This window comes from Deferribacter autotrophicus, assembly GCF_008362905.1.
Classification (GTDB): domain Bacteria; phylum Chrysiogenota; class Deferribacteres; order Deferribacterales; family Deferribacteraceae; genus Deferribacter; species Deferribacter autotrophicus.
Genome location: NZ_VFJB01000002.1, coordinates 45,634 through 68,193 on the forward strand (window position 1 = coordinate 45,634; position 22,560 = coordinate 68,193).

19 protein-coding genes are annotated in these 22,560 nt (G+C 31.6%); 6 read left to right on the plus strand and 13 right to left on the minus strand.

Annotated features, from left to right (window positions below):
* Positions 1-110 precede the first annotated feature (110 nt).
* Genes FHQ18_RS12940 through FHQ18_RS01710 form a run of 3 tightly spaced genes read left to right on the plus strand, consistent with a single transcriptional unit; the run spans position 111 to position 3,048 of the window.
* Positions 111-830 carry an AEC family transporter gene (locus FHQ18_RS12940; RefSeq protein ID WP_149265444.1) on the plus strand — a complete coding sequence of 240 codons (720 nt, stop codon included), beginning with the start codon at positions 111-113 and terminating at the stop codon, positions 828-830.
* An 18-nt stretch (positions 831-848) separates the two neighbouring features.
* Complete coding sequence (locus tag FHQ18_RS01705; protein WP_149265445.1) at positions 849-1,448, plus strand: cyclic nucleotide-binding domain-containing protein; 600 nt, start codon at positions 849-851, stop codon at positions 1,446-1,448.
* Between the two features lies 1 nt (position 1,449).
* Positions 1,450-3,048, plus strand: a complete 1,599-nt coding sequence (locus FHQ18_RS01710) for a flagellar assembly protein A (RefSeq protein ID WP_149265446.1) — start codon at positions 1,450-1,452, stop codon at positions 3,046-3,048.
* Between the two features lie 62 nt (positions 3,049-3,110).
* Here the strand turns inward: FHQ18_RS01710 and FHQ18_RS01715 are convergent, their stop codons facing one another.
* The 9 genes from FHQ18_RS01715 to FHQ18_RS01750 all read right to left on the minus strand — a co-directional run bounded on the left by FHQ18_RS01715 (position 3,111) and on the right by FHQ18_RS01750 (position 14,982).
* On the minus strand, positions 3,111-5,987 hold the full coding sequence (locus tag FHQ18_RS01715; protein WP_149265447.1) for a bifunctional diguanylate cyclase/phosphodiesterase: 2,877 nt from the start codon (positions 5,985-5,987) through the stop codon (positions 3,111-3,113).
* 118 nt (positions 5,988-6,105) lie between these two features.
* Positions 6,106-7,818 (minus strand): methyl-accepting chemotaxis protein, encoded by a 1,713-nt coding sequence (locus tag FHQ18_RS01720; RefSeq protein ID WP_149265448.1) that lies wholly within the window; start codon positions 7,816-7,818, stop codon positions 6,106-6,108.
* A 76-nt stretch (positions 7,819-7,894) separates the two neighbouring features.
* Positions 7,895-8,020: a hypothetical protein gene (locus FHQ18_RS12820; RefSeq protein WP_281285437.1), complete on the minus strand. Its 126-nt coding sequence runs from the start codon at positions 8,018-8,020 to the stop codon at positions 7,895-7,897.
* 664 nt (positions 8,021-8,684) lie between these two features.
* Positions 8,685-9,056: an aspartate 1-decarboxylase gene (gene panD, locus FHQ18_RS01725; protein WP_149265449.1), complete on the minus strand. Its 372-nt coding sequence runs from the start codon at positions 9,054-9,056 to the stop codon at positions 8,685-8,687.
* Between the two features lies 1 nt (position 9,057).
* On the minus strand, positions 9,058-9,903 hold the full coding sequence (gene panC / locus FHQ18_RS01730; protein ID WP_149265450.1) for a pantoate--beta-alanine ligase: 846 nt from the start codon (positions 9,901-9,903) through the stop codon (positions 9,058-9,060).
* A 15-nt stretch (positions 9,904-9,918) separates the two neighbouring features.
* A complete protein-coding gene (gene panB, locus FHQ18_RS01735) occupies positions 9,919-10,731 on the minus strand; it encodes a 3-methyl-2-oxobutanoate hydroxymethyltransferase (protein WP_149265451.1) in 813 nt (270 codons plus the stop codon).
* A 947-nt stretch (positions 10,732-11,678) separates the two neighbouring features.
* On the minus strand, positions 11,679-12,725 hold the full coding sequence (locus FHQ18_RS01740; protein ID WP_149265452.1) for a multiheme c-type cytochrome: 1,047 nt from the start codon (positions 12,723-12,725) through the stop codon (positions 11,679-11,681).
* A gap of 243 nt (positions 12,726-12,968) precedes the next feature.
* Complete coding sequence (locus FHQ18_RS01745) at positions 12,969-13,607, minus strand: response regulator (RefSeq protein WP_149265453.1); 639 nt, start codon at positions 13,605-13,607, stop codon at positions 12,969-12,971.
* The gene (locus FHQ18_RS01750; protein WP_149265454.1) at positions 13,579-14,982 is read right to left on the minus strand and encodes a sensor histidine kinase; all 1,404 of its coding nucleotides are present in this window, start codon (positions 14,980-14,982) and stop codon (positions 13,579-13,581) included. Before FHQ18_RS01750 ends, FHQ18_RS01745 begins: the two co-directional genes overlap by 29 nt.
* Positions 14,983-15,070: 88 nt before the next feature.
* Here FHQ18_RS01750 and FHQ18_RS01755 point away from each other — a divergent pair, with 88 nt between their 5' ends.
* Positions 15,071-16,231 carry an MFS transporter gene (locus FHQ18_RS01755; RefSeq protein ID WP_149265455.1) on the plus strand — a complete coding sequence of 387 codons (1,161 nt, stop codon included), beginning with the start codon at positions 15,071-15,073 and terminating at the stop codon, positions 16,229-16,231.
* Positions 16,232-16,275: 44 nt separating this feature from the next.
* Here FHQ18_RS01755 and FHQ18_RS01760 read toward each other — a convergent pair whose 3' ends face one another.
* Genes FHQ18_RS01760 through FHQ18_RS01775 form a run of 4 tightly spaced genes read right to left on the minus strand, consistent with a single transcriptional unit; the run spans position 16,276 to position 20,327 of the window.
* Complete coding sequence (locus FHQ18_RS01760) at positions 16,276-18,030, minus strand: aldehyde ferredoxin oxidoreductase family protein (RefSeq protein ID WP_149265456.1); 1,755 nt, start codon at positions 18,028-18,030, stop codon at positions 16,276-16,278.
* Positions 18,023-18,433: a 4Fe-4S binding protein gene (locus FHQ18_RS01765; protein ID WP_149265457.1), complete on the minus strand. Its 411-nt coding sequence runs from the start codon at positions 18,431-18,433 to the stop codon at positions 18,023-18,025. Before FHQ18_RS01765 ends, FHQ18_RS01760 begins: the two co-directional genes overlap by 8 nt.
* A gap of 27 nt (positions 18,434-18,460) precedes the next feature.
* Positions 18,461-19,126 carry an RluA family pseudouridine synthase gene (locus tag FHQ18_RS01770; RefSeq protein WP_149265458.1) on the minus strand — a complete coding sequence of 222 codons (666 nt, stop codon included), beginning with the start codon at positions 19,124-19,126 and terminating at the stop codon, positions 18,461-18,463.
* Positions 19,110-20,327 carry a molybdopterin molybdotransferase MoeA gene (locus FHQ18_RS01775; protein ID WP_149265459.1) on the minus strand — a complete coding sequence of 406 codons (1,218 nt, stop codon included), beginning with the start codon at positions 20,325-20,327 and terminating at the stop codon, positions 19,110-19,112. The genes FHQ18_RS01770 and FHQ18_RS01775 overlap by 17 nt, the downstream gene beginning before the upstream one ends.
* Before the next feature lie 213 nt (positions 20,328-20,540).
* On the opposite strand from FHQ18_RS01775, the gene hflX reads away from it, so the two are divergent.
* Together hflX and FHQ18_RS01785 are read left to right on the plus strand one after the other, a co-directional pair.
* Positions 20,541-22,067: a GTPase HflX gene (hflX, locus tag FHQ18_RS01780; RefSeq protein WP_246798621.1), complete on the plus strand. Its 1,527-nt coding sequence runs from the start codon at positions 20,541-20,543 to the stop codon at positions 22,065-22,067.
* On the plus strand, positions 22,054-22,407 hold the full coding sequence (locus FHQ18_RS01785) for a hypothetical protein (RefSeq protein ID WP_149265461.1): 354 nt from the start codon (positions 22,054-22,056) through the stop codon (positions 22,405-22,407). Before hflX ends, FHQ18_RS01785 begins: the two co-directional genes overlap by 14 nt.
* Positions 22,408-22,560 lie beyond the last annotated feature (153 nt).

Below are 22,560 nucleotides of genomic sequence, written 5' to 3' on the forward strand. Positions count from 1 at the left end.
ATTTAATTTTATTGATGAAAGTTTTGTCAAAAAAACTAATAAATTAATTGTTTTACAAAATTGCAAAATCTAACATTGAAACTACTTTAAGTCTTAAACATATAGGCATAATGTATATTGCTATTGTATCAGTAGGACTCATAAGTTACGTCTTTTTAAAAATTTTTAAAACAGAATCAAAAATAATAGGTACGTTTATAATGAACAGCTTTAGAGGTAATTATGCCTATATAGGACTACCTGTATCCTATTTTACTTTCGGAGATAAAGGGTTAGTAATAGCAAGTATTTACATGGCATTCATTGTCCCATTTGTAAACTTTTTATCAATTATATCTCTCACCATATTTAGCTCAACCAAGAAAAATTTATCAAAAATCTTTAAACAAATAATATTTAACCCTTTAGCAATCGGGTGTATTATTGGAATTATTTTTTCTTTTTTTAAAATTAAAATACCATTATCCATTGACAGATTTTTAAATATTAATTCTTCTGCTACACTTCCACTCGCCCTTTTAGCCATTGGTGCAAGTATCAATTTTGATAAATTAAAATCTTCTTTAAAATTATCTATTATTAACTCTTTGTTTAAATTAATTTTTTTACCATTAATTGGTTTTATCATTATCTTTATTATGAAAATACCTATCGATCTTAAAAGCAAAATTATTATTATCCTTTTAGCTACCCCTTCAGCCACAGTAAATTTTGTCCTCGCCTCCACCATGAATGGAGATGCTAATTTAAGTGCAAATACAATAATATTGTCAACCATACTATCTTTTTTCACTTATTCCATTTATTTATACCTTTTCAGTTTTTTATAATTCTGTTATAATGTGTTTATGAATTCTAATAACCTCATTAAAAAATTCGAATTAAATGATAAAATATTAGAACTGATAAAAAAATATGGTGAAGTAATAACTATTGAATCTGGTAATTTTTTGTTTAACCAAGGTGATATTGCTGATTCTGCATATCTATTGTTAAGCGGTGAACTTGAAGTATTAATAAAAGATAAAAAAGGCTCACTCAAAACTATTAACAAACTTGAACCTAAAATCTTCTTTGGAGAAATGGGATTATTTCATTTTGGTAAGAGAACAACTGCAATAAGAGCAGTATCAACTTCTAATTTAATAAAAATAAACTTTGATACATTTTTTAAAATAGCATATTTTAAACACAAATTAGTCACAATCATTTATCTTCTTAAATTGAATAAAGAATTAAACAAAAAAGTTTATAAATTGAATTTAGATAATATTTGCAGTCAAATAAAATTACCAAAAAATGAGTTTTTAAAAGTACTTTTTTATTTTGAGAGAAAAAAGGTAGTTTTTTTACTTGATTTAATAAGTGAAAATATTATAAAGTTTAGAATAAATAAACACATAATTGATAATTATTTGTATAATACTGCTTTTGAGTTCACGGATTAATATGGGATACATTATAAAAGCTAGATCATTAGAAGAGGCATTTCAAAAAGCTCAAAAATATTTTAACCGCAATATTACGGACTTAGAATACAAAATCATATCTATTAATCCTGAAGATAATGATGAAAAATATGTGTTAGATTTTAGTGTTAAAGAAGAAGTCATCGGAAAATCTGGAAAACTTTACGATGAAATCTTCACTGATGAGTTTGAAGTAATTATCTCTGATGATGAGATGAAAGCTTATCTTTTTATACCCAAAAACCCAAGGAGAGATATTGACAAAAATTACCTTTTAAATCTTTTGAATGAACATGGAGTTAAAAGCGGTATCATAGAAGCAGAATTAGACCGAATTGTTTACTATCTCAAAAATGAAAAACCACTTGAAAGTTCTATTTTAGTTGCACAAGGAAAACCTCCTAAAAATGGTAGTGACGGTGAGTTAATAATTAAAACCAAGTCAGAAGATATTTTTGAATCAATTTTAGGTGCTGAAGAAATATATGACAAAGTTGATTATAAAGAAGCATTTAAGAAAAAACTTTTAATCGTAGATGAAAATGAAGAAATTGCCATGATTATCTCTCCTTCAAAAGGTGAAAACGGTTACACAGTAACAGGTAAAATAATAGAAGCAAGTGATGGAAAAGAAGTTGAAGTAACAATAAGCGAAAATTTAGAAAGAATTGAAAACAAAATTATTTCTAAAATCAAAGGATTACTATCCATACAACAATTTGATAAACTTCACTTCAATCTCGATGTAACAAAAACATTTGTAGTAAACGGAGATGTTGATTATTCTACCGGTAACATAGATTTCCCAGGTTCTGTTATAATCAAAGGTGAAATCAAACCAGATTTCACAGTAAAAGCAGAAGGAGATGTAATTGTTAAGTCCGTTTCAGGCAATATAATTACAAAAGGTAATATCAAAGTTTCTGAAGGAATTTCTGGTAAGAGCTTTGTCAACAGACTAATAATTAATGCAAAAGGGGAAATAACTGCAAACTATATTCAGTTTGCACACATAACCACAGAATCGATGATTGCAGTAAAAAAATACATAAGAGATTCTATTATATTCACTGAAGACTTCGTAGAAGTAACAGGAAATCCTGGAATGATATATGGTGGTAAAATCAGTGCTTTAAAAGGGATAAAAGCTAAAGTATTGGGCTCTCCTTCTTTCGCTAAAACTGTTGTAACTTCAGGAATTTCATCAAAAATAGTAAGTGAAATTTCGCATTTAATTGTAGAAAAAAACTCAATAAACGAACAGATAACTAAAATCAGATTGTACTTAGGTAACGCTGAAAACCCATTGGTCAGAGATAAATTAAAAGATAAAATAGAAAAATTAAAAAAAGTTAAGAAAGAACTAACAAAAAAATTACTTCAAATAGATGTCAAACTAAGAGAACTTTATGAAGAAGTCAAAAAACATAAAGATGCAAAAATCGAAGTTTTAAAAGAGGTTTATCCAAACGTAAAAGTAATTATAGGTGAAGCCACCTTAATTGTAGAAAAAAAATTAAGAAACGGTTATTTCTTTTACAATCGCGATAAAAAAGCAATTGATTATATGTTAAAATAAGACCCTGTAATATCATAAGTTTTAAATCTTATCCTTAGTTAAGAGAACCTAAAATAGCTATTTTAGGAAATATGCTTTTTTTCTTTAATATAACTCAAGACATCATCTAAAGATAAAGGCTTTGCAAAATAATACCCCTGGACAAAATCACATCCTAGCGCTTTTAAAATATTATACTGCTCAGCAGTTTCAACCCCTTCTGCAATGGTTTTCAAACCAAGTCCTTTAGCTAGTTCTATAATTGTCTTTACAACAGCTTTAGTCTTTGAGCATTGATTTATTTTTCTTACAAAAGACATATCAATTTTTATAATATCGGTAGGTATTTTCTCTATGTAACTCAAAGAGGAATAACCAGTACCAAAATCATCAATTTCAATTGTAAATCCAAGCGATTTTAGCTCATTCAATACATAAATTATATCTTCAGTATTTTCTGCAAATACTCTCTCAGTTACTTCAATATTCACAAATCTTATAAGCTCTTGGGGAATATTTTTTGCATATAACAATATATCCTTAGTTTTAAATGAATTAACACTTACGTTAATTGCAATATTATAATAACAGTTAAAAACAGAGTACATTTTCTTTAGATAATCAACTATCATCTCAAACAAATATTTTTCAAAATCTTTTAAAAGAGCTGATTTTTCCACAATATCAATAAATTTTACAGGTAAAATTATCCCCTTTTCTGGATGATTTATCCTTACAAGGGCTTCAAAGCCTGTTACATTTAGCGTAGTGGTATCATAAATCGGCTGTAAATAAAAAACAAACCTCTTTTCTTCCAAGGCTTTTATAATCATTTTCATATTATCAAAATATTCTGTAATTTCTTTGTTAAGCTCTTCATTGTAAAACCTAAATCTGTTTTCTCCATCTTTCTTTGCAATATTTAAGGCAAGTTCAGCCTTATATAAAACATCTGTAATATCTTCATTTACAAATTCAAATGTTTTAATACCAATATTAACGTTTACTTTTATCTTTTCCCCACTATCAATCTTTAAAGGTTTTTCCAATAAATCATACACTTTTTTCAGCATTATTGATAACTCATTTGAATCATTCATCATCAAAAATACTGCAAACTCATCACTACCAGTCCTTCCTATTATATCATTGCTGAAAAAAGTCTCTTTTAATTTTTCACCTAATTTAATCAATAAGTTATCACAAATAGAAGCGCCATATATTTCATTTAAATGAGAAAAACCAAAAATATCAATGACAATTATTGCCTTCAATGGTTTTATGTTTCTATATTTATCAATCTCTTTTCTTACCTCTTTAATAAACCCTTGTCTATTTAGCAAACCTGTTCGTAAATCTTGAAATTTGAACCTCAAAATTTCCTGTTCCAAAGCAAGTTCTTTAGAAATATCTTTTGCAATAGATACAAACTTCTTTACTTCACCATTTTCAACAATCGGAATAATTGTATGATCAAGCTGAAACAATTCTCCATTTTTCCTCTTATTTATAACAATCCCTTTATAAACCTCTCCTTTCAACAAACTATCCCAAAACTTTTTATAAAATTTCTTACCATACAAACCAGATTTAAAAATTGATGGAGTTTTACCTAATACTTCTTCTTTTTTATAACCACTTATTTTTTCAACAGCATTATTTACATACTCAATAACTCCATTTTTATCGGTTATCATCACCCAATCATGTGTATTTTCAATAGCTCTATATAAAAATTCTTTAAATTCCAATTCCTTAATATTTTTTAAGAAAAACGTTATATCCCTTTGAATACTTTTTAAAATAGACATCAAATTTTTATTGAAATAGTATGGCTCCCCTGAGTAGAGATTTAACACATACTTATATTCATCCTCAAACATTATTGGAATTGCACAAGATGAATAAAATCTCCTTTCTAACATCTCATCTCGCCAGATTTCAACGTTTGGATTCTTTTCTGTATTAGGGTTTATTGAAATTTCCCCACTTCTGATTGCTGTAGCCGCAGGAACAGATGCCCCTTTCACCTCTGATGCAATAGAAATCTCTAAATATTTTGTATAGCCTTCATCATAACCAGCTACAACAATAGGCTTTATTTTATTTCCAGATAATTCACCAATCCATGCCAGTCTAATATTTTGTAAAGAAGCCAAATATTGACAAACTGATTGAAAAAATTCTTCAATTGTTTTTGAGGTAAATATTAATTTATTTATACCATTTAAAATCTGATAGAAATCTTTTAAGTATTTCTCTTCCGTAACATCAACCAATGTCATACAGCCTGCAAGCTGACCTTTAAATCTAATGGTTATATCATGTGCTGCTACATATTTAAAATAGCCAGATTTAGTTTTAATAGGCATTAAATTATAATGTTTCTCTAAAAACTTCCCACTTTTACGTAATGAATCAAAATGCTTAATAGTATCTACAACATAGTCGTGAAATAATGATGAAAAATTCATCCCTTTTACATCATCTTCGTTAAAATTGGTAATATATTTAAATCCTTCATCGATAAATTCTATTTTATCATCATAATAAACAACAACACCAACAAACTTATTTTTTATTAATCCATTAAAGATTTCCTTATAAATCTGCTCACTCTCTTCAATAAACTCTAAAACAACAACACCATTCTCTTTTCTCTCAATTACTGATGAATAAAAACTAAGATCAATTATTTTATTATCCTTAGCCTGAAATCTAACAATATCACTAAAATTATCAATTTGGCCCGTTATCATTCTTTTATAATTATTAAATAATATGTCCTTATCAATTACAGATTCCACTATTGAATCAGATTTATAGATCTCATTAATATTAAAATTGGCTATTTCATCTAAATCATGACAAAAAATATTTATCCGTTTAATTTTTAGTAAATCGCCATAAAGAAAAACTTCTTTTAGAACCTGACAATAAGGTTTATAGATTTTGTCCATAAAGGTTTTATAAGTGAAAACCAACTAAAAATCAATGATAACTAACTATTTGTAATTTAAAGCTAAATGAAGTTGAGACGTTGAATTAAACGTCTCAACTTCATCAATATACAATTTTCTATATCTTAAACTTACTTATCTGAATTTGAAGTTCATTTGCAAGATTTGAAAGCATGTCCACAGCCTTTGCCATCTCCTGGGCAGCAATGGAATTCTCATTGGTAATTTTAGATATACTCTCTACAGATTGTGCCATCATTTCAGTGGCTTTTGCCTGCTCATCAGTAGCTCTTGCAATATTTTCAACTTCTAAGGATACATTTTCAACATTATTCTTTATAACATCAAGAGCTTCTTTAGCTTCTTCCGCCTTGGCTTTACCAAGCTCTACCTGTTCCACACCTTCTGCCATACTGGCCACAGCACCACCAGTATCCGCCTGAATATTTTGAATCATTTCCGTAATATCTTTTGTAGCCTTTACAGTTTTTTCGGCAAGTTTTCTCACTTCATCAGCTACCACAGCAAATCCTCTTCCATGCTCACCGGCCCTTGCAGCTTCAATGGCAGCATTCAGGGCAAGTAAATTAGTCTGATCTGCAATATCATTAATCACCTGTATAATTTCACCTATCTGCTCACTAGAGTCCCCAAGAGTTTTAACTGTTTCAGCAGCCTGTTGAACTGTATGAGCAATTTGATCCATCATTACCTTTGTTTCCTCAACTAAAGCATGCCCTTTTATAACAGATTCTCTGGCTTCATTTGCACTATTTGCCACATTGGCAGCATTCTGAGCCACTTCAGATACAGTGGCACTTACTTCTTCCACAGCACTTGCTGTTGTAGCTGCCTGCTCAGCCTGTTCCTGAGCCCCTGCTGCGATTGCTTCAGAGTTGGATGAAAGCTCAGCAGAAGCTGAGGCAAGAGAACCTACAGATTCTGACACCACTTCTAAAACACTTTTTATATCATCCACCATTTTATTAACAGCTTTAGCAACTGCACCAACCTCATCATCATACTCAACATTTAATTTTACAGTAAAATCACCACCAGCAATCTGTGTAAGAGCTGCGTTTATCTTGTCAAATCTAGAGAATATCATTTTAGAATTCATCCAGTATAACACACCTATTACAATAAAAAGAATTATTATAAGAACTGTAAAATCACGCATCAAATTTTTATTAACCATTGCAATAATAGGTTTTAAAGGAATAAAAATTTCAAAGGCTCCATGCACCTCTCCTGCTTTCCACCCTTCCATTTTTACACCAGTGGGATCAAGCCCCTTATCATTACCCCAGTATTTAATACTATCAGCAGGATTACCATGACACCATTCACACTCTTTAGTAAGCCTCACAGCCTTAAAATACCTAATATAACCACTTTTTTTATCAACTATCACTTTTTCAGGAGTATTACCGGTTCCTTTATCCATTTTCTTTAATTCATTAAGTATTTTTATCTCTTCTTCGTCCGGCGCATTTTCAGGATTTCTTGGAGAAATTTTAGGCACTTTAAATTTTATCCCAAGCTCCTCAGCTTTTTCCCTTACAATTCTTATAGAACTCACCACTGGAACTGCATAAAGAAACTTATTTACATCTTTTTTTATCTCATCAAAATCATAAACTCCAGCTTTCCACTTCTCAGCCATAAACTCCCTTACCCCTTCTGCAACCACAATAATGTTTCTGGCTCTTTCTACTTGAGATGCTATTGCAGCTTTTCTTGCCTCTTTTGCACTAAAAATAAACAAGATACTAAAAGAAATAATCATAACAACAGAGATAATCATAGCTAATTTCAATTTAAGGCTCACGTTTAACCCCCTAAGCTATATAAAACCCTATTATAATACATTTATTATATCGAACATAATTAAAAATAATTTACATTTATTTTTCATCAATACAGTTTCTTAAATAACATACCATAATTACATTAAATTTTTTAACATACACCCTATAAGTATACCATTCTTTTAACGAATCTAAAATCTCTATTCCCTCTTTAAACGTCACACTTTTAAATATTTTCAATCTCTTCTTACCGCAAATTCTTTTCTAAACTTTTCATACTCCAACTTATGTATTTTTACATCAGGATAATTATATTTCTCCATGTACTTTTGCTCAGTTTTGAAATGATTAGGGACATAATTCTTAAAAATGTTGATGACGTCTTTATAACTTCTTATCCCTCCGTTTAACTAAAACTTTTAAATAAAATATTGCACCATACTGCTATCAATCTCATCAAAAAATGTAATTATGTTATGGGGATATTAGGGGTAAAAGGGGAGATAGGAAGATGGGGAGGAAGAAATTCTTTGTTATCCAGAACAAAAAAAGAGCCAATAGCAAATACCAAACAAAAAAATCCCGGCTGATTGCTTCAGAGGGGAGGAGGGTAGAAGCATAGAAACAGCCGGGCAATAAGAAACTGTTTTTCTAATTTAATTTTAACAAATTACAAATTACATTTCAACTAAAATTTTTACTGGAGTCACCCCAATTTTTGCAAATAATCCTGTTCACACAAATTGAGAAAAATGTATTTCCTCAACTTATTTCAGACTAAACAATTGATAATTATAAAAATAATTCTCCTGCTTATAAAAAATTGGGGTAACATCCAAAATTTTTAAACGCATTACTTTACTTTCGCCTATACTACCACAATCACTTAAACAAGAGCTGTTTCTTCTTTTCTGATAATCCTGTTCTTCTCATCCACTTGTATTACAACAGGTCTCAAATCTTTTAGCTCTTCCTCATCATATAAACCATAGGATACAATTATTACCATATCTCCTGGTTGCACCATTCTTGCTGCAGCACCATTCAAACATATTTCTCCACTACCTGGTCTTCCTTCAATGGTATAAGTAGAAAATCTTGCACCATTTGTAATATTGTAAATATCTACCTTCTCATAAGGTAAAATACCTGCAGCATCCATCAACTCTTTATCGATGGTAATACTACCTTCATAGTGTAAATCTGCATCTGTCACAGTAGCCCTGTGAATTTTTGACTTAAACATAATTCTCTTCATATCACACCTCAAATATATTATTATCTATTAATCTTGCCTTTCCAACAAAAACAGCTAAAGCTAAAAGAAAAGGCTTATTTATCACATCCAACTTTTCCAAAGTTTCAGGATCTACAATTTCTATATAATCAATCTTCGTGTAAGGATGTGAACTTATAAACTCATGCACTCTTCTCTTTATTTCACTAACATCTCTAACCCCTTCATCAAGGGCAGCTTTAACCACATCAAAAGATTTGTTTAAACTTAAAGCTGATTTTCTCTCATCATCACTCAAATAAACGTTTCTTGAGCTCATAGCAAGCCCATCACTCTCTCTCACAATGGGCATTCCAATTACTTCAACATCCATATCAAGATCTTCCACAAACTTTTCTATCACCTTTAACTGCTGATAATCTTTTTTCCCAAAATATGCCCTATGAGGCTTAACAATATTAAAAAGCTTTGTCACCACAGTGCATACACCATCAAAATGCCCTGGCCTACTTGCACCACAAAGAATTTCTGTAATTTCTTTAACAGAGACCTTTGTCAAAAATCTATCAGGATACATTTCTTGCACATCAGGATAAAATAATATATCCACCCCTTCTTTTTCCAATAAAGAACAGTCCCTTTCGAAATCTCTCGGATATCTGTCTAAATCTTCTTGCGGACCAAATTGAAGCGGATTTACAAAAATACTGACTACTACCACATCATTATCTTTCTTGGCAGCTCTCACAAGGGATAAATGCCCAGCATGCAGATATCCCATTGTCGGTACAAAGCCTATACTTTTACCTTCTTTTCTGTAATCATCAGAGATTTTTTTCATTTCTTTTTTTGTTTTAACAACTTTCATTTTCCCACCTTATTTTTAGAAAAAAGAATGTTCATCATCAGGAAATTCAGAGTTTTTTACATCATTCACGTACTTTGTACCACCTTCTACAATTACTCTTTTTACATCCGCATATCTTTTTACAAATTTAGGAACAAAATCATCAAACATTCCGAAAACATCATGAAAAACAAGAATCTGTCCGTCACAGTATTTACCTGAACCTATTCCAATGGTAGGCACATTTACTGACTCTGTTATCTTTTTTGCTACATCCACTACCACACCTTCTAAAACAATAGAAAAAACACCTGCTTCTTCCAAAGCCTTCGCATCTTCCAATAATTTTTCACCGCCATCTCTACCCTGTATTTTATAACCGCCCATAGCATGAACAAATTGCGGCATCAATCCAATATGTCCAACCACATTGATTCCAGCTTGAGTTATTTTTTTGATTAAAGGCGCTATTTCCTTACCACCTTCAAGTTTTAGAGCTTCAGCACCTGACTCCTTTATCACTCTCACACAATTATTCAAGGTTTCCTCATCACTCACATGATAAGTCCCAAAAGGCATATCAGCTACTAAAAAAGCTCTTTTTAACCCTCTTTTGACTGCCTTCGTGTGATAAATAATTTCATCAAGACTAACCCTAAGGGTATTTTCATAACCATTAATTACCATACCTAACGAGTCACCCACTAAAACAAGATCCACACCAATTGAATCCACAAGCTTAGCGGAAGTATAATCATATGCAGTGAGACATGCTATCTTCTCACCATCTTGCTTCATCTTTTTCAAATGACTAACAGTAATCTTCTTAATCTCTTTATATTTACTCATCCTATCACCTCATACAAAAAAAAAGCCTTCCGGCGGTGACCGGAAGGCTATTTATATGCAACAATTCCCTATTGTTTCTCTATAGCCGTCTCGGTCCCGCCAGGGATCCAAGCGCCATGATTAAGCATATCCATTTTCTTTTATTTGTCAACAAAAAGATCATTCTGGAGTCACCCCAAAATTCACAAAATAACATTTTCTAATACAGAGGAAAATATTTTTCGGGTTTAGGTTTCCAAAAAATCGCCATGGATGGCGATTTTTGAGAAATCTGCCTCGCAAGTGGCACCGGACGTGCCACGAGAATGAGAAAAATGTTTTCCTCTGTATTTAGTGCGTAACATACTGATAATACTCATAAAATTACTGCTCTTTTACAAAAAATGGGGTGACTCCAGAAAGATCCTCTGGCATCACCCCGATTTTTGCAAATTCCCTTATTCACACAAATTGAGGAAATACATTTTTCAGGCTCAAATGCCCATAAAACCTCCACGGACGGCGGTTTTAGAGGCATTTGCCTCGGAGCTTCTACTAGATGTAGAGCGAGAGTGAGAAAAATGTATTGCCTCAACTTATTACGGACATTTATAAATGATGAAAAAAAGAGTAACTTGAAAAAGATATTCAATAATAAATTATATAGTGTTTGCTGAAAAAATGAAGCTTAAGTGTTATATGATAATTTTTTGAAATAGCAACAAAGGACTTAAAGGGGGATTACATCCCCCTTTAAAACCCCCGAAATAAGGTAATAGTATAACTTTTATCCCCCATTTTTTTTGTAATAACTATCCAAAAACTGGTGGAATTTTTATAGGAATATTGGAAAAAGATTAATTATTATCAACTAGTTGCCACTTTTTCAGTGGCAACTATATAATCAATGTATACCAAAACGTAAAATACAAAAAAAGCGCCATTATGGCGCTTTTTTTCATTTCAGTTTATTTGTGAATTTTCTTAGCATACCTTGCTGCCCATTCTTTAGTCATTCCACCATGACAACCTGGAATTAAGCATGAGTACTCTAATCCAAGTTCACCTTTTGCAAACTTACCGTCTTTTGTAAACATTGAATAATCTGCAGAAGTGTTAATTTTAAATAAATGAGACCTTATATCACCTACATACTTAGCTTCTTTTATAGCAGATTTTGCAGCTTTTGGCATATGGCAACTTATACAATCAACTTGACTCTTACCATGAGTAGTTTTTGCAAAATCATCAGCTATCTTATCATGACAATCCGCACATTTTATCTTTATACTGACCTTAGTCTTTGCATGAGGATCATGGCATTCTATACAATTAAGATCTTTATGGGCTCCTGCAAGAAGCTCGTTATACTGCTCATGATGTCTGATAAAACCCTTACTTGCAGGTATTTTATCAGCAGATCCCCTGATATGGCATTTACCACAAGCCTTAGCACTTGTGTCAATTATTGGCTTTACAGCTTCTGGATTTGCCACATGTGCCGATGCAGGTCCATGGCATTCCTCACACTGAATACCATCAAATGACCAAGTACCTATCATACCAGGTCTACCATCTTGATGCCCTTCAGGAGAGTAATTTGTCATGTGACATGGACCACATTTATATGGTTTAATCTCACCAGCATGATAATTTACCCATGTACCATTAGCCAAATTATACTGTGTTGGTATCGGATTACCTTCTTTGTCTGTGGTAATAATATATCCATCAAGACCAATATATCTTGCTTTCTTAGTTTTACCCCCAATAACATAAGCTATATCATCCCACGTGTACCCTTTAGGCAATGGTAAACCAGCTTTCTTAGCAAGTTCAGCCTTCCTCAGCTTATATGGGTGCCCAGACTCAATAAAAAGATTATAAATGTCCTCATGACAGCTTCTACATGCCTCAGAACCAACATATCCAACACCTTTTTTCTTCTCACTAGCAACCACACTAAAACATAAAATAAGTAAAAATGACAAAACCAATAAAACAAACTTTTTCATAACCACCTCCACGTAAATAAATTATAGGACACACTCATATTAATTTAGATATATTTAGATAAAAATATATTCTAGATAAAAGATAGTCACATAATAAAATATTCTGTGAATTTTTTTTCACATCTATCAATAAACTCTTTGATTATTAATATGTTGTATATTCTTCATTTAAAAGTAAGCAAATGAACTACTAACTGAGACAGTGCTTAAAATGATTGTTTGAAAGAAAATTTTGATAGTTAACTATATTAATCTTTTTATACATTGTAATGCATTGATACCTTTTTTAGTAATCTTGTAAATTTGATTTTTGTGTATAATAAGCTTATTCTTTATAAGAATCTTTAAATGAAAATTTAACTTTGTATGATCCGACATATTCAAACTTCTAACAATCTCCATAAAACGCATTTCATCCTTTTTAAACAATAGCTGTAAAATATCACGCCTAATCTTGTTCGATAAACAGTTTAATATCTCATCAATATCGGATTCGTTACAACTGTTTGAAATAAATTTCAATTCCTCAAGAGATTTATTAATTTTTGTAATCAGTTCATCCTTTTTAAAAGGTTTTGCTATAAAATCATTTGCACCCTTTTTTATAGCATCAACAGCTAACTCAACGGACGGAAAAGCTGTCATTAATATTATCCTTATCCATTTGTTTTTTTCTCTAATCCTACTAAGGAAACTAATACCATCTAAATCAGGCATAAGATAATCTACTAATAAAACTGAAGGACTGAAATCCTCTATTAGATTTAACGCTTCATCAATATTATCCGTGGCCATAACTTCAAAGCCACTATCTTCCAACAACTCTTTCATATTTTCAGATAATTCAATATCATCATCCAGAATTAAAATTGAGCATTTCATTTTGATATCTCGGTAATATAATTTTGAAAGTTGTCCCTTTACCTAATTCAGACTCAACCAATATTTCACCTTTATGCATTTTAACTATATTATAGCATAAATAAAGCCCCATACCTGTACCATAATTAGGTTTTTTTGTTGTAAAAAATGGATCAAAAATCTTATCCAGTATTTCTGGATCTACCCCTTCACCGTTATCACTAACTGATAAAATTATGTTTTTGTCACTACAATGTGCACTTACTTCAATCTTAGGGTTTTCTGCCACAGCATCAAATGCATTCATTATCAGGTTGATTAACACCTCTTCAATTTTATGTGCTATCCCTTCGAAATAGCAATTTTTATCAACATTAAAAACAACAAATTTAAACTTCTCATGATTCTTTATAAAAAACTTAACATTTTCCATAATATCTTTAATATTTATTTTCTCAAATGATTGAATCTTCTCATCTTTAGAAAACAGAAGTAGCTCTTTTGCTATCGTTGAGGCCCTGTCAATATTTTTTTCTAAGGAATCAAGTTTTTCTAAAATTTTTTTATCTTGGACGTTAAATTTGCTTTTTAAAATCTCCACAATCATTGTTGCATTTGTAAGAGGAGTATTTATTTCATGAGCAATTCCCATTGCTAATCTTCCAATAGATGACAATCTATCATTTAAAGCAAGAGACCTTAAATTATCTTCTATATGCTGGATATATTCATCATCGAAAACTTTTAAGAATTTAAAAAGAAAAATAAATATTAATATGGCAAATATCCCTCTAATCATTGCTACATAAACAATCCCAAAATGAAAATTAGAAGGAAATAAACCACTAAAAATTCCATATCCAATAAATGAGTAACCACAAAACATTAGATTTTTGTATCCAAATATATGCTTGCTTCTAAATTTTGCATAAATAATTAAAAAACTCACACCAGATATAACGGCAGATGAAAAACCAAACACATATCTAATCAGAATATCATTCTTCATCTTTATTGAATTATAATAAATAACTAACGACAATCCAAAACCAATTGCCAAAAAAAGATATCTATAAATTTTTGAAACTTCTAACTTCGCTAATATGGATATGGTACTAATTCCAAAATATAACAAAAATAAAAACGACAACAGTAAGATAAAAAATTTAATTTGATACCAATTAATTAAAGATTCCAATTTTATACAGTTTTTTTCCATTAAAATATACAAATCAATCCATTCATGGATACCGTGCAAAATCCCGAAAAAAGCTATGTAATTTAGATGGTTAGCTATTTTTAATCTACTAAATCTCTTATCTTTTAATAAGATGGCAAATCCCAAGATAAAAAATGAAAGACCATAAAATAAGAAGATGATAAATGTGATAAACATATTATAGTATATTAAATTTTTCTGAAATTTGTCAAATATTAATAAATTTTTGTTTACATAAAAAAAATTTGATATATATTTTTCTTCCATGAAAAATTTTAGCTTTTCTAAAGAAAGTCTTAAAATGTATATCTTCTTGTTAATTCTAACCCTAGCTGCTTTTTCAGGTCTTCAAGGTTGGAGAACTCTGTTTAACAATTTTGCTGTGGAAGTTGCAAAACTAGAAGGTTTCCACATCGGTGTGATACAATCAGTCAGAGAAATCCCGGGCTTTCTCGCTCTTTTAGTGATTTATCTTTTGCTAATATTTTCCGAACACAGATTGGCTTCCACTTCAATAATAATTTTAGGAATTGGTATAGGACTTACCGGATATCTACCCACATTTTACGGCATAATTTTTACAACATTAGTGATGTCATTCGGGTTTCATTACTACGAAACACTTAACCAGTCACTCACATTACAATATTTCAACACATCTGAAGCACCACTTGTATTTGCAAAACTCAGATCCATAGCCGCTCTTACAAATATTTTTATCGGAGTCATACTGTTCTTTATTGTAAGATATTTTACATATACTCAAATCTTCACAGCCATAGGAATTTTCATTGTAATCTTAGGAGTAATAACACTCTTTTTTGATCCCACTAGAAACGACCTACCACCACAAAGAAAAAAGATGATTTTTAGAAAAAAGTACTGGTTATTTTATGTCTTAACATTATTTGCCGGTGCAAGAAGACAGATATTTGTGGCCTTTTCTGTTTTTTTATTGGTAAAAAAATTCCATTTTTCCGTTGTTGAAATATCGGCACTCTTTGTAATTAACAACCTCATAAATTATTTCATCAATCCATTAATCGGAAAAGCCATCAATAGGTTTGGAGAAAGAAAGGTTTTAAGCTTGGAATATTTTTCTCTAATCATTATTTTTTCTATTTATGCCTTTTCAAACTCTAAAATTCTTGTTGGATTGATGTACATTTTAGATCATATATTCTTTAACTTTGCTATAGCTATCAGGACATTTTTTCAAAAAATTGCTGATCCAAAGGATATCGCCCCAAGTATGGCTGTGGGCTTCACAATCAATCACATTGCAGCAGTAATTTTCCCTGTCATTGGCGGTATTTTATGGAGCATTGACTATAAAATATCCTTTTTATTGGGTGCTTTTTTAAGTCTCATCACATTGATTTTTGGTCAATTTATCGATATGGAAATCAGAAAAAACAGAGTTTAACAAAACTCTAACCTTTAAAAAAATTAGCCCATAAAAAGGGCTAACTATTTAATTATTTCTTTAACATGCTCTAACACACTACGCATATATCCTTCATCCAATTTACCCAAAGGTGATGGTGTTTCAAAAATTCTTTTAGGTAATCTAAGAGAATCAAAAGAAAACCCTTCTCTAAACTTAAATTTATATTTTTCATAAAAAATCTTTTTACCAATCTCTTTTAATTCATCTATCCCCAATTCGAAACCTGCAACTTTTAATGATTCAGATACAATTTCAGGCTTATATACTTCTCTGGCAAAAAAACAAATCACCAAGCTTGATAAAATCTGTCGCCACTGTTCTTCCGAAATTAGAGCTTCGGCCATCTCTCTTGGACTTAAACTCTTTTTCGTAAGAACTTTTTGGTCTATACTGTAACCGGCATTATCTAGATGGCTATGTCTGGCACCTATTGAATATCCCAAATGTGCTGCCGGACCCGTATGATAGCCAGGCATTTCGTTTTTACCAAAAGCTAGAGCGAAATCTTTCCCTCCATATTTGGAAGACGCATACTCTACTCCACGCGCTAAAGCTTGATAAAATTCGTTGGGTTGTTCCACTATTAAATCAATAGCTTTTAGATACTGGTCAAGTTCCCCCCACTTAAACTCTACACCCATTGTTTCTTTAATAGAAATTATACCACGTTCTAAAGCTTCAGTTGCCCAAGCGAGAATAACTCCGGCACTCATTACATCAAGCCCGAGAACTTCAATTTTATCCATCAATTTTAGAAAACTTGGAACATCCGGTAAACCAAGCATAAATCCCAATGCATAAATCGGTTCATAATCGTAAGAAATCATGGATGTTTTATAAAAATATGGCTCGTCCCCATAAGGATCTCTCAAAACTGCTATATGAACACACCCCACAGGACAATGAGCGCAAGCAATCCTTCTCCCAAGATAATTCTCAGCAAAATTTTCCCCCGACAATTCTCTTGCCTTTTCAAATCTTGTCTCTTTCAAATTACGAGTGGGCAATCCTCCAAGCTCATTTAAAGGAAGAACATTTTGTGGCGTCCCCAAATCATGGTATTTTTTCATTGCCGGTGTTGAAACAGCGACTTTGTAAATATCCGAATAGAGCCTTTTGTATTGTTTGTTATCAACAACAGGTAAAGACCTTTTTCCTGAAATAATTATCGCTTTTAGATTTTTGCTACCAAATACAGCACCTAAACCAAGTCTACCAAAATGGCGATAAGTTTCTGTAGTTACACACGCATATGATACCTGTTTTTCCCCGGCCCTGCCGATACGCATTATCGTTCTTAATCCCTCTCCCGGCTCTTTTTCCCTTATTATCCTTCCAGCTGTAAAACTACTCCTCATACCCCAAAGAGCGGAAGCATCACGGAAATAAACCTTATTCCCATGAATGGCAATATACACGGGGAAATCGCTTCTACCTCTTATAACAATCGCTCCATAACCGGCCATTCGAATGGCAATAGCACTTCGTCCACCGCAATGACTTTCACCAAGATTATTTGTATGAGGAGACTTAAACATAGCAACGGTTTTTGATGCCAAAGGGAATAATCCGGTTAAAGGTCCCACTGCAAAAATAATAGGATTTTCTGGCGATAAGGGATCACAATTTTCCGGACATTCTTCATGAAGAAGAGAAATAGCGACACCTGAACCACCTATATTCTCGTTAAAAAGATCTTCCCTTCTCTCAATCCAGAACCGTTTTTCGGTAAGATCTATGTAAAGAACATTAGCAAATGAATCATTTTTAAGCATGTCTCCCCTCCCCTTTTTCCATTTTTAAAACACCATGAGGACAAAAGTTTACACAATAACCGCAATGCGAACAAATCATCGGTTTATTAATTTCATCATCCCAAAAAACCGCACCAATTGGACATGCATCACGACAATTCCCACATCCTATACATTTTGAAATATCCAGATGAACCCCACCTCTTCCCCTCCGACTTAAAGCATTAGTAGGACAAACTTTTATACAAGACGGATTTTCACAAGCCCTACATACAACAATAACAAAACCATACTCCATCCCCCCAACAGACCTGACCATGATACAAGTTTTTGACAAACCTGCTTCCCCATGACTTCTTGAACAAGCAAACATACAACTTTGACATCCTACACATCTTTCTGAATCAACCACAACTAATCTCATTTTCTCATCTCCTGATAAAGCGCTATCTTATAAATAAGATAATCCAGCTTCTTTTAATTTTTCTTCCATAAAATCAAATAACTTTGCTTTAAATTGAACGGTTTTTCCTGTTGCTGGATGTTCAAATTCCAAAAAATACGCAAAAAGTGTTAATCTTTTATCATCAATCTTTTTATTGTACAAATAATCTTGCATCAGCGGAGTTTTATAGGCCTTTAAATGAACTCTTATCTGATGTGATCTACCCGTTTTCGGAACAGCTTCAACAAAGGAATATCTTTCATTATAAGATAGCGGATAAAAAGTTGTTATCGATTTTCTACCACTCTTAAAATTGATTTTATACTTACCATGATAGTTTCGCTTTGATATGGGCAACAATGTCGTAAACGGATATTTTAACACCCCCTCAGTAATGCAAAAATATTTCTTTTTTACTGCATTATTTTGAAACTGCAGTGATAATTTTTTATGGGCAAAACTGTTTTTTGCAAAAACAACCAAGCCACCCGTACCAGCATCAAGACGATGAACTACGAAAATCTTACCATACACATCATCAAAATGATTTTTCAAATTAAACAGATCCTTATCATACCTGTCAGGGATTACAAGAACACCATGATCCTTGCAAACCACCAATATATCATCATCTTCATACAGCTTATCATACTTTTTAAAAAATTGACTCATGATCATAAAGATAACATTTCAATCTTTCCCCTGCGGGTATCTCACCAACCCTTTCATCTTCTATCACCGCAAACGCATTACCGAAAAATATGGAACTTATCACGTGTGAATCCTGTGTTCTGAAAGGAAAAGCCAAAAACTCTCCATCATTTAATTTTACACTTACACGATTAAAATGAAAACGTTTATTTTTTTTCGTCATATTACCCATAAGCTTTGCATACACAAAACTGTTTGTATATTTTTTGAATCCAAGCATTTTTCTTAACACAGGTAATACATAAAAAAACGTACAGAAAAAAGCACTTACAGGATTTCCAGGTAAAGCAAAAAACGGTATTTTCCCATCAATTAACGCAAAAGAGAAAGGTTTGCCAGGTTTCTGTTTAACATTTTTAAATAACCATTTGGTTCCTCTCTTCTCAAAAGCATTGGTAACAACATCAAAATCCCCAAAAGAGATACCAGCACTACTAATAACCGCATCGTAATCCTTAAATTGGTCAAATAGCTTCAAAAACTCATCCGAATCATCTTTTGCAACACCAAAATAGGATGCATCGATACCGTAATTTTGAAGTAAAAGCTTTATATTATAACTATTTGCATCATAAATCTTTTCACTATTGGGAATTTCACCTGGAACTAATAGCTCATCACCAGTAGCCACAACCGCTACCTTCAAACGTCTGTACACTTTAACATTAAAAATACCACAACTAATCAATCTCGAAATATCCCACGACTTTAAAAATTTCCCCTTTATATCTATCTCATCACCCACCTTTATATCTTCACCAATTTTTCTAACATTTTTCCCTCTTTTTATTTCATCCTGTAAAATAATAAAACCATCCTTTTCATCGACTTTTTCAAATTCCACCACAGTATCAGCACCCTCAGGCACTTTAGCACCAGTCATTATCCTGTAGCATTCACAATCATTTTCAATTTTATAATCATTAAAATCACCAGCAGAAATTGTCCCTTGAATTTGAAATTTACCGTTACATTTTTCTAAATCTTCATACTTAAAAGCAAATCCATCCATAGCCGAATTATCAAATCCGGGTAAATTTACCTTTGATTTAACATTTTCATAAGCAACTCTATTCATAGCATCAAACACAGGAATAACTTCATACCCAACTTCCTCGACATTTGATAGTATCAAATCCAAAGCATCAAATGGATTTATCATCTTCCACCCCTACTGAAATACTTGTTAAAATTATAAGTCAGTTGCAAAAGTTTTGCAACTGACTATAATACTTTTATAAGATATCATTAGGAGGTTATCATATTATCAGGAAATACTAAAGATTTAAAACAAAGTATTATCAAAAAATTAGAAAAGCTTAATAGGAAAAAGTTTAAAACTGATTTTATTATTTCACCTGAATTAGCAAAACGGTTGTCCTTGCTTTCAAAAGAAATTAATAGACAAATTGGGCTTTTGATTGATAGATATAATGAAATTCAATATGTTATTGTAGGTGACAACAAATCGATTTTTATACCTGAACTCAAAAGATTTAGATTAGTACCGGGAAAACTCAGGGGATTAAGATTAGTTCATACACATCTTTACAATGAAGGATTAACTGAAGATGATATTACTGACCTTGCAATGCTTCGACTTGACGCAGTATCAGCAATTCTTATAAATCAAGAAGGTCTACCAGCAAAAATCGAAACTGCATTTCTTTTACCACCAAATAGAGAAAATAATATATATAACATTTTGGATGAAACTGATGTTTACAACCAAAAGACAAATTTTTCAGAATTTATTAAAAATTTGGAAAAAGAGATTGAAGAAAAAAGTATTTCACTTTTTCAGATAAAAAAGGAAAATAATGCATTTCTTGTGGGATGTTTTAAAAATAAGGAAGAAGCAAAAGAATCCTTATTAGAATTAAAAGAGCTTGCAAGAAGTGCAGGTTTAAATGTTGTTGACACAATATACCAAATAAAGCAGAAAGTTGATCCAAAATACATCTTAGGAATTGGAAAGTTAAAAAATATCGCAATCCGGGCTTATCAACTTGGAGTAGATTACATAATTTTTGACAATAACCTTACTCCTTCACAAGCACGTGAAATAAGTAAGTTAGTAGAAATTAAAATCATGGATAGAACTCAGCTAATCCTAGATATTTTTGCCAAAAGAGCCCACTCCAACGAAGGGAAATTAAAAGTAGAGCTTGCTCAATTAAAATACCTAATGCCAAGATTAAGTGTAAAAGATGATTCCCTGTCACGTCTTACCGGTGGTATTGGAGGAAGAGGTCCCGGCGAAACAAAGTTGGAAATAGATAGACGTAGAATTAAAGACAAAATTGCCTTTTTAACCAGAAAACTAAAACAGATAGAAAAAACAAGAGATATCCAACGGAAAAAAAGAACTAAAAGGGATATCCCCACAGTATCCATTGTAGGATACACTAATGCTGGAAAAACAACATTAATCAATAGCCTGACAAATAGCAACATATACGCCGACAATTTGATGTTTGCCACCTTAGATACCAGTTCTAAAAGGCTTCGTTTTCCTGAAGAAAAAGAAATAATAATTACTGATACGGTCGGTTTTATTAGAGATTTGCCTGAAGATTTAAAAGATGCTTTCAAATCTACTCTGGAAGAGCTTTATGATGCAGATCTTTTGTTGCATGTAGTCGATATTTCAAACAAAAATTATGAAAAACAAATTGAAAGTGTAAATAAAATACTCGAAGAGCTTAATCTTAAGGATATGGACACCATCCTTGTTTTCAACAAAATTGATTTAATTGATGATGAAACTTTAAAAGAAAGAAAAAAAGAGTATCCTGAAGCAGTTTTTATCTCTGCATTGAACAGAAAAACATTCCAACCTCTTCTCGATAAAATTTTTTACAAAATTTTTAAGAAGAAATTAAAACATGCGTCCAGCTGAAATAATCATTTATCGCCAAAAACTTCTTGAAGAAAAGCGTTTTCAAGATATCTATGAGCTTTACGATGATAGCAGTCTCTTTAAACAAATGCACCCATCACTTACCGATTACATCACATTCATGAACAATTTTTCAAAACAGATAAAAATTGAAAAAATTCAGATTCTTGATGAAAACATTAAAAGTAGCTTATCAAAAGTCACTTTTTTCGAGTACATTTTAGATGATCAAGAAAAAATCGTCCAGTTTTGTACGACTTATATGAAACAAATAAAAGGTTCATGGAAAATAATTAAGGAAACAAGAGAACAAATAGATTTTAATGATAAAAATAGTTAGCCCGAATAATGGGCTAACTAATTAGTTGCCACTGAAAAAGTGGCAACTAATTAATAGTTAATATGTTTTTCCTTATTATACTGATTGTTATCCATCAATTATTAAAATCTGTTATCTTATATAATTTATTGTAAACTCTAAACCTTTTCGGGG